The 3,546-nt window shown below is 58.4% G+C and carries 1 protein-coding gene; it reads left to right on the top strand.

Features of this window, described 5'->3' with window-relative positions; translation table 11 throughout:
- Positions 1-543: 543 nt before the first annotated feature.
- On the top strand, positions 544-3,546 hold a 3,003-nt coding region (locus VGG64_28290), incomplete at its 3' end, for a patatin-like phospholipase family protein (protein HEY1603533.1).

The following is a 3,546-nucleotide window of genomic DNA, read 5'->3' as shown; positions in this document are numbered from 1 at the left end:
GATCACGCCGATTGCTCTGACCGAGGCCTTCACAAGTTCCGATCGCGCGGCCGCCAAGCGCGCCTTTGAGGCGATGATGCAGATGAAAAAGATCGACGTCGCCGCCATCGAGGCGGCACGCCGCGGCTGAGCATGCAGGTCTAGGATGACGCGGTCGGGACGAATCGGCAGATCCACCGAGCGGCGTGTCCCCTCGGTCTTGCGTGATCGCGCAACTTAACGCCGCCGATCGGGGCAGTGTCTGCCCACGCCCTGGTCACTTCTCGCGCTGCTGAGACACCGCGACGCAGCGCTCTGGCATGCCGGCGCGCCGCCTAGAGTGATCGGCCATCGCGCGACGACTAACCGCAAAGTTTGCCGATTGGATAAAGTCCGCCACGGAATCGGCCCCGTGGCCGATCTTTTCCCGACGGATTTGGCCGAGAATGGTGGAATTCTCGCTGCTGATTCGTCAAGATGGCAAAACGCCCAAAGCGGGCGGCTAAAGCCCCCTCCGAAAGAACTAGCGCGGGCCCATATCTGGTCGAAAGGATGGTCACGGCCATGGACAAATCCCCCCTGCTCACTAACTACATTGAGTTGCGTCGGCAGGAGGCAAGCGCCGTCCACGAGCGACGTAAACAGCTGAAGTTCGAGGAATCGGGTGGGCAATCGTCCGACGAGATTCCGCATGATCTGGTCGGCCTCGCATTGTCGGGCGGCGGAATTCGCTCCGCGGCGCTTGGTCTCGGCGTATTGAAGGGCCTGCACGAGTGCCGCCTTCTCAAATTCATCGACTACCTCTCGACGGTCTCGGGCGGCAGCTATATCGGGTCGGCATTCAGCTCTGCGATATGCACGGCTCAACCTCCTGGGGCCGACAAGCACAATAAGGGCAAGCACAACCGGATTCTCAACGATGACTGGTTTCCGCTCGACGGAACCGCCGAAGACGGCGATGGGCTGTCGGGGCCCGTCAAACGCATCATCTACGGGGGCAAGTATCTCAAACGTCCCTGGGAAGCAACCAATAAATACCTGATCGGATTGTGCGTGAATCTGTTGCTCGCCCTCTCAGGGCTTGTATTCATCGCATCGCTGATCGCGATCGTGTGGCGTTTGTTCGACTACCCGCGTGTTCGCGACGCACTTGCCGTTTTTGGCTGCGACAAGGATCTGTTTGTCGCGATGTTGCCGTTCGTGGTCGCCCTGGCCTGTTGGTTTTTCGCCTGGGTGAGATCTTATTTTTTCTCTCACGGTGAAGCTCCGGAGAACTTCACCCAGCAGTGCCTGATTCTTGTGGCGGCGACCTTCGGTTTGGGCACCGTCATGATGCTCGTCAACCCGTACTCGACGACGGGCGTTCTGGCGTTCTTGTTTGACAACGATTCGAAATTGAGTCCTGACGCCGGCCTGAGCTCTTGGCTCCTGGCGGCGATTGGAGCTGGACTATTGCCTTTGCTTCGGCCGGCGAAGTTGATGCAATGCGCCGTTTCGCCGCGTGGAATCAAGGACAAGATCTTATTTTATGGTGCGTCGACGGCCATCATCGTCGGGATACCGCTCGCCATTTTTGGGTTCATCGCAGAGCCGGGGATTGGCGGCACGGCCAGCTCCCCGGACAACCGAATTCGACCCGGCGACGTCATGAGTTGGCCGGCGTTCCTGGGCCTCACGGAAAAGACCCTCGACGGCCACACGGATCTGACCAACAACATAGCGCACCCGAAGGATGCGCCTAAACCGTTAAATGCGGAGGAATTCGTCAGCTTTTACTCGCTCATCGACGAGCAGGATCGTGGTCCTTTGCCGGAACAAAAGCTCAAAGAGCTGTACGCGCTTGGCCATCGGCAGCTTGGCAATATTGGGCCCGACCTGGCCGACAAACTGCGTGAGCACGATCGGAATCAGACGCTATGGAATGCGGATCAAGCGGCATGGTCGTGGACCCCGAGCAGTTTTTTCGATGCTATCGAGACGCTCAAAAGTCTCCAGCCGCTGCCCACGCTTCGACAGCAGTTTTGCGATGCGTTCAATGCGACGGTCTTGTCGCACAATGGCTTTGCTGCACGACTTCTCGATTCTTCAGAGCCACGATTTATCGAGCTTACCTACCCGCACGCGATCGCGGATCGAGTGCCGATCAGCCTTCCAGAGGCTGCCGAAATCAACAAATGGTTCACCGACCGGCAACTGCCTGTCGATCCAAGTCTTTACGAGGTCCTCGCTGACGCCGCGCCATCCAGCAGGACCGACTGGTACGCCGCGAATCGGCGGTCTCTGAATTACAAGCTTCTGCGGGCAGTGCGACCCGAGTGCTTTTACGACGCGACGAAGACCTACCGTTGGAACGTGATCGCCGCGGATCAGGTATTGCGATTGTTGATCTTGCTGGGATCTGGATTCGTCTTTGCCATTCTCTTGTGCGCGGACGTGAACGCAATCTCGTTCTATCGCTTCTACCGCGACCGGCTTGCCTTTGCGTTTCTACAGACGCGGGAGAAAGATGGCGGCGAACCGAGGACGCCGCCCAACCAGAAGTTAAGTGATCTGAACACAACCGATTTCGGCGGGCCATACCACTTGATCAATGCCACGCTGAACGTGGCACGAGTTACGTCCCTGGAAACCGTGAACAAGCAATGTCGCGACCTGGAAGCCGACCGCCGCGACGCAAGAGGCTTTTTGTTCTCGCAGAAGTACTGCGGCAGTACTGCCACCGGTTGGCGAGAGACGTCGGAGTACGAGCAATACCTGAGCGAGGACATCTCGCTTGCCGACGCGATGGCGGTTTCCGGCGCGGTGATTGATCCGCTGCAGTTTCAATCGTTGGCGGCAGCCATCTTCGGTTTCGCTCTAAACCTGGACATCGGTCAGTGGCTTCCGAATCCTAAATTCGCGGCCCCGGGGATACCACGCGTATATCGCCTCTTGCGCGACATCTTCCGACTGCCGGAAAAAGCCCGATATTTTCCTGTCTCGGACGGCGGATTTGCCGATAACACCGGAGTTCTTGCGTTACTGCGGAGGCGATGTAGCTTAATTTTCGCGCTCGATGCCGGATGCGACCCGAAACATAAGTTTGCGGACCTGGCCGCGGTGGTTCGATTGGCGCGCGTGCACCAGGACGTCAAAATCACGAGCTTCGACGCGAAGGGCGCACCCGCCGACGGACTGGATATTTTGCCGCTGATGCTAAACCGGCAAGGATTCACTGAGCGTAACTACTTGATCGCCAGAATTCAGTACCCAAAGAGCAAGCACGATGCAAAGGCCGAGGGGCTTCTGGTCGTGATGAAACCTTGTTTGCACGGGACCGAGGGCGTCGATTTGCTCGCACAACGCGCGGCCGATCGGAGCTTCCCGCATCAATCTACAGACGATCAGTTCTATTCTGCGCAAGAAATGGAGTCGTACCGCCGGCTAGGCCAGCACTTGGCGGAGGTGGTCGGCCGGCTATTTCAGGGCGTATCCGCACCGGCGGAGGACGATCTTTGGAGCAACGGCCGCCTGTGTTCCGCGATTGACTTTGCGAATCTCGGCGAGCTTCTTGCGGCACAACAGCTC

This window comes from Pirellulales bacterium (genome assembly GCA_036490175.1).
In the GTDB taxonomy this organism is placed as follows: Bacteria; Planctomycetota; Planctomycetia; order Pirellulales; family JACPPG01; genus JACPPG01.
This window is presented reverse-complemented; position numbering and strand designations above follow the sequence as displayed.